General features: G+C 68.2%; 5 protein-coding genes. All 5 read right to left on the bottom strand.

Features of this window, described 5'->3' with window-relative positions; translation table 11 throughout:
- On the bottom strand, nt 1-1,919 hold a 1,919-nt coding region (locus tag B3547_RS19450), incomplete at its 3' end, for an isoleucine--tRNA ligase (protein ID WP_292966110.1).
- Nucleotides 1,920-2,123: 204 nt separating this feature from the next.
- Entirely contained in the window at nt 2,124-3,053 is a 930-nt protein-coding gene (locus B3547_RS19445) for a bifunctional riboflavin kinase/FAD synthetase (RefSeq protein ID WP_292966107.1), read from the bottom strand.
- Complete coding sequence (locus B3547_RS19440) at nt 3,050-4,255, bottom strand: dipeptidase (RefSeq protein ID WP_292966104.1); 1,206 nt, start codon at nt 4,253-4,255, stop codon at nt 3,050-3,052. Before B3547_RS19440 ends, B3547_RS19445 begins: the two co-directional genes overlap by 4 nt.
- Before the next feature lie 3 nt (nt 4,256-4,258).
- Nucleotides 4,259-4,747 carry a dihydrofolate reductase gene (locus B3547_RS19435; protein WP_292966101.1) on the bottom strand — a complete coding sequence of 163 codons (489 nt, stop codon included), beginning with the start codon at nt 4,745-4,747 and terminating at the stop codon, nt 4,259-4,261.
- Nucleotides 4,747-5,783 (bottom strand): 5-(carboxyamino)imidazole ribonucleotide synthase (locus tag B3547_RS19430; protein WP_292966098.1); only part of this gene is annotated, 1,037 nt, incomplete at its 5' end. The genes B3547_RS19430 and B3547_RS19435, both read right to left, overlap by 1 nt.

Raw genomic sequence — 5,783 nt, 5'->3', positions numbered from 1 at the left:
AGCGAGGACTGGAACCAGCCGCGGTGCTGGTCCGATCCTTCCAGATAGAGGTCGGCGTGCGGCCCCTGATAGCCTTCGGGCCGCAGCAGGTCGGGCCAGCGGCCCGATTCCAGCACGAAGGCATGGGTGCTGCCCGAATCGAACCACACGTCCAGGATGTCGGCCACGCGCTCGTAGTCTTCGGCCTTGTAGTCCGGCCCCAGCAGGTCCTGCGCCGCCTCGTCCGACCAGGCATCGACGCCTTCGGCGCGGATGGCGTTGACGATGCGGTCGTTCACCGCCGGATCGACGAGGTACTGGCCGGTCTTGCGCTCGACGAACAGCGTGATCGGCACGCCCCACGCGCGCTGGCGGCTGAGCACCCAGTCGGGCCGGCCTTCCACCATCGCGCCGATACGGTTGCGGCCCTTTTCGGGCACGAAGCGCGTTTCGGCGATGGCGGCCATCGCCGCCTGCCGCAGCGTGGGCGCGGCGCACAGCGCTTCCTCCGCCGGGTTGATCGCGCCGCCTTCGGTTTCCCAACGGTTCTCGCCCGGCGTCTTGGGCGAGATGTGCGTCATCACCCGGTCCATCGGCACGAACCATTGCGGCGTGCAGCGGAAGATCACCTTGGCCTTGGAGCGCCACGAATGCGGGTAGGAATGCTTGTAGTCCGCGCTCGCCGCCAGCAGCCCGCCCGCCTCGCGCAGCGCGGTGCAGATCGGCCCGTCGGGCGCGTTGAACTTGGGGTTGATGACGCTGCCTTCGCCGCCCAGCCACGCCCAGTCCGCGCGGTACTTGCCATCGCCCTCGACCGCGAACACCGGATCGATCCCGTGGGCCTTGCACAGCAGGAAGTCGTCCTCGCCATGGTCGGGCGCCATGTGGACAAGGCCGGTGCCGCTGTCAGTGGTGACGAAATCGCCGGCAAGCAGCGGGCGATCCTTCGTGAAAAACGAGCTTTCGGGGAATTGCGCCGCCATGGGGTGCTGCGCGACGGCACCGGCGAGGTCGGAACCTTTAATCTCTCTTTCGAATGAGAGATCGTCGAAGCCGATATCGCTATTGGAGGCCGGTTCAAATCGAACCTTCAGCCTTTCGAACACTGACTTCTCAAGTTCGGCAGCGAATATGATCCTCTTCCCGCTGAATCGATAAACGAGATAACGGACATCCGGCCCATAGGCCAACGCCTGGTTCACCGGGATCGTCCACGGCGTCGTCGTCCAGATCACCGCATGGGCGCCGACCAGTTCAGGGCAATTCGGCGCCCTCGTGATCTCGAACGCCACGTCCACCTGGGTCGAGACGATGTCCTCGTATTCCACTTCCGCTTCGGCGAGCGCGGTCTTTTCCACCGGGCTCCACATCACCGGCTTGGCGCCGCGATAGAGCATCTGGTTCTCGGCGAACTTCAGCAGCTCACCGACGATGGTGGCCTCCGCCTGGAAGTCCATCGTCAGGTACGGGTGGTCCCAGTCCCCGTTGATGCCGAGCCGCTTCAACTGTTCGCGCTGCACGTCCACCCACTTCTGGGCATAGGCGCGGCATTCGGCGCGGAATTCGCGCGGGGGAACCTCGTCCTTGTTCTTCTTCTTCTTGCGGTATTCCTCCTCGACCTTCCATTCGATNNGGCCGTGGCAGTCCCAGCCGGGCACATAGGGCGCGTCCTTGCCCAGCAGGCTCTGCGTGCGGCAGACCATGTCCTTCAGGATATGGTTCAGCGCATGGCCGATGTGCATGTCGCCATTGGCATAGGGCGGGCCATCGTGGAGGATGAACTTCTCGCGCCCGGCGCGGGCATCGCGCAAGCGGCGGTAGAGGTCCTGTTCCTGCCAGCGCGCGAGAATGCCCGGCTCCTTCTGCGGGAGTCCGGCCTTCATCGGGAAATCGGTCTTCGGCAGGAAGACGGTGCTTCGGTAGTCGCGCTGTTCGGTCATGATCGGCGGGCCTTAGCGGCGCGCGGGGATTCCTGCAATTGCGCGATGGTTTGGCATAGAAGGCATCAGCCCACCCCGCTGCGACTAGCCGGCCCTGCGGTCCGGCAAGTCTCGCTCCCCTCCCGCTTGCGGGAGGGGGTGTGTCGCGCATTTCCTCTCCTCCCGCTTGCGGGAGGGGCCGGGGGTGGGCCGTGGCACCCGATGCTACCCCGCCGCCAGCAGCCGCCGCGCCTCGTCGCAATCGCGGTTCATCTGTTCGACCAGCGCATCGAGCGAATCGAACTTCGCCTCGGGCCGCAGGAAGTGGTGGAAGGCCACCTCGATCTCCTGGCCATAGAGGTCGCCGGACCAGTCGAAGAAAGTGGGTTCCAGCAGTTCCTTGGGCGGATCGAAGGTGGGGCGGATGCCGATGTTGGCTGCGCCCTGCACCACGCGCCCATCGGGCATGCGGCCAGTGACGGCATAGATGCCGTAGCGCGGGCGCAGATAGCTGCCGAGCGGCAGGTTGGCGGTGGGAAAGCCGATCGTGCGCCCCAGCTTGTCGCCGTGCTGCACCATGCCCCGGATCGCGAAGGGCCGCGTCAGCAGCCGCGTGGCGGTGGCGCAATCGCCGGCCTGCAGCGCGGCGCGGATGCGGCTGGAGGAGACGACTTCGCCGCTTTCCACCACGGGGCCGACCGCGCGCGCCGTCAGCCCGCTTTCCGCGCCCAGTTCCGCCAGCACGCGCACGTTGCCGCCGCGCCCCTTTCCGAAGGTGAAATCCTCGCCCGTGACCACGCCCGCCGCGCCCAGCCGATCGACCAGCAGCCCGCGCACGAATTCCTCCGCCGTGGTGGCGGCCAGCGTCCCGTCGAAGGCGAAGACCAGCATGGCATCGGCCCCGGCGGCAGCGAACAGTTCCTCGCGCTGGTCCAGCGTGGTCAGCCGGAATGGCGGCGCATCGGGCTGGAAATGGCGCACCGGGTGCGGATCGAACGTGGCGACGATCGCCGGGCGGCCTTGCGCCCGCGCCTGGCGCACCGCCTCGCCCACCACCGCCTGATGGCCGAGATGGAACCCGTCGAAATTGCCGAGCGCGATCACCGCCCCGCGCAGATGATCCGGCGCGCGATCGCGCGCGTCGATTCGCGTCATCGATGCGCCTCTGCCGTGGCCCCGGCCGACGCGGAGGCCATCGGCCGCAAGCCCGCGCGAATCACGCGCAGGGCATTGCCGCCCATCGCCGCGCGAATCTCGTCCTCGCTGAAACCTTCGTCGATCAGGGCCTGGGTTACCTGTTCCAGTTGCGCGGTATCGAACCGGGTCGTGGTCGCCCCGTCGAAATCGCTGCCTAGCGCGACATGGTCGATCCCGACAAGATCGCGCACGTGGCGCATAGCCTTGGCGGTGGCGCGGGGGCTGGTATCGCAGACCGCCGCGTCCCAATAGCCGATGCCGATCAGCCCGCCGGTGCGCGCCAGCCCACGAATCTCGTCGTCGGTCAGGTTGCGGTTGACCTTGCAGGTCGCCTGCACCCCGCCGTGGCTGGAAACCACCGGCCGCCGCGCCATCGCCAGCACGTCCGCCACGCCGGCGTGGCTGAGATGCGCGATGTCCACGATCATGCCCTTGTCTTCCATTCGCCGCACGATCTGCCGGCCGAACGGAGTCAGCCCGCCCTTCTTCAGCCCGTGCATCGATCCGGCCAGTTCATCGTCGAAGAAATGCGTCAGGCTCGCCATGCGGAAGCCGGCGGCATAGAACCGGTCGAGGTTCTCCGCCTTGCCTTCCAGATCGTGCAGCCCCTCGATCGAGAGCATCGCGCCCACCGGCTGCGCCTTGTTCCCGCGCCGGGCCAGCAGCAGATCGAGCGAGGCATCGTCGCTGACTTTCAGCAGCATCCCGCCCGAGGCCGCGACCGCGCGGTCCAGCTTCTGCCCGTGCCACAGCGTGCGTTCGGCCAAGGAATTCCACGTCCGCACCGGCTGCAACTGCGCCACCGCCAGCGCGCCCAGCGTGTCGCTGTCCGCCGGATTGGCATCGTAATTGAGGCCGCGCGGCGATTTGGAGACCGACGAGAACACCTGCAGCGCGACATTGCCCTCTTCCAGCCGCGGCAGATCGACATGCCCGCGCCGCGCCCGGTCGCGCAGGTCGCGCCGCCACATCAGCGTATCGGCATGCAGATCGACGATCCGCAGCGATCGGTGCAGTTCCCGCGCCCGGTCACTGACCGCGATCAGCGGCTGCCCGTCGATCCGGTTCATCTGCGATTCGACGAAGGCCGGCAGCGGCCCGAAGAACGCCGCCGCCGCCAATCCGGTCACACCCAGTGCAATCGCCACCCAACGACGCATGGTTCAGCCCCTCCCCCTTTCCAGCGTCACGAAAGCGAACGCCGGGCGTCCCTTTTCGGCCGGGTGCGTCTCGCGCGCAAGCTCCCGCCATTCGGGGCCAAGGGGGGGCATCACCGTGTCGCCCGCGACATCGGCATGGACTTCGGTCAGTTCCACCCGCGCGGCCAGCGGCAGGAACAGGCGGTAGATCTCCGCGCCGCCGACCACGGCCACATCGCCATCGCCGGCCAGCGCCAGTGCCGCCGGTACATCGTGGACCACTTCGGCCCCTTCCGCCTGCCAGCCGGCATCGCGCGTCAGCACGATATGGCGGCGGCCGGGCAGCGGCGCGGGAAAGCTCTCGAACGTCTTGCGGCCCATGATCATCGGCTTGCCCATGGTCAGCGCCTTGAACCGCCGCAGGTCCGCCGGAAGGTGCCAGGGCAGCGCGTTGTCCCGACCGATCGTGCCGTTGGCGGCGCGCGCGTAGATCAGGACCAGGGCCTGCGCCATTACAGGATCAGCCGGGTGACGTGGCCCATCTTGCGTCCGGGACGGACCGCCGCCTTGCCATAAAGGTGAAGGTGGTTGGCGGGATCGGACAGGATCTGCGCCCAGTCGCGCGCGGCATCGCCGATCAGGTTGTCCATCACCGCACCCTTCGCCGCCAGCGCCGTGCTGCCCAGCGGCAGAGCGCAGATCGCGCGGATATGGTTCTCGAACTGGCTGACCAGCGCGCCCTCGATCGTCCAGTGCCCGGAATTGTGGACGCGCGGGGCCATCTCGTTGAACACCGGGCCGTCCGCCGTGGCGAAGAATTCCAGCGTCAACACGCCCACATAGTCCAAGGCGTCGGCCACTTTTGCCGCCAGCGCGCGCGCCGCGTCCACCTGCGCCGTGATGAACGTGGGCGCGGGCACGGTCGAACGGGCCAGGATGCCACTGTCGTGCTCATTCTGCGCCGAATCCCAGAAGCGCACGTCGCCGGCCGCGTCGCGCACCAGAATCACCGAGAACTCGCCCGCGAAGCGCACGAAGCCTTCGTAGATCAGCGGCACCGCGGGCAGGTCCAGCCCGGCGGCGTCGGCCGGGTCCATGATCCGCCACTGGCCCTTGCCGTCATAGCCGTCGCGCCGCGTCTTGAGGATGCCGGGCGCGCCGATCCGCGCGATCGCGGCGGCCAGGTCGGCGGCGGAATCGACTTGCGCCCACGGCGCTGGGCGGCCGCCCAGCGCCTCGACGAAGCTCTTCTCGTTCACCCGGTCCTGCGCCACTTCCAGCGCGCGGACCGGCGGATGCAGCGGCGCATGTTCGCCGATCGCAGCCAGCGGCCCGGCGGCGACGTTCTCGAACTCGTACGTCACCACCGCGCATTGCGCGGCGAAGGCGGCCAGTGCGGCCTCGTCGTCATAGCGCCCTTGCGTGAACGCGGCGCTGACATCGGCCGCGACCGAATCCGCTTCCGGCGCATAGACATGGCAGCGATAGCCGAGGTTCGCCGCCGCCAGCGCCAGCATCCGGCCCAGCTGGCCGCCGCCGAGAATGCCGA

Origin of the sequence: Novosphingobium sp. UBA1939, from assembly GCF_002336885.1 — a bacterium.
GTDB lineage: Bacteria > Pseudomonadota > Alphaproteobacteria > Sphingomonadales > Sphingomonadaceae > Novosphingobium.
The sequence above is the reverse complement of the archived record's forward strand: the minus strand, read 5'-3'. Positions and strand labels throughout refer to the sequence as shown.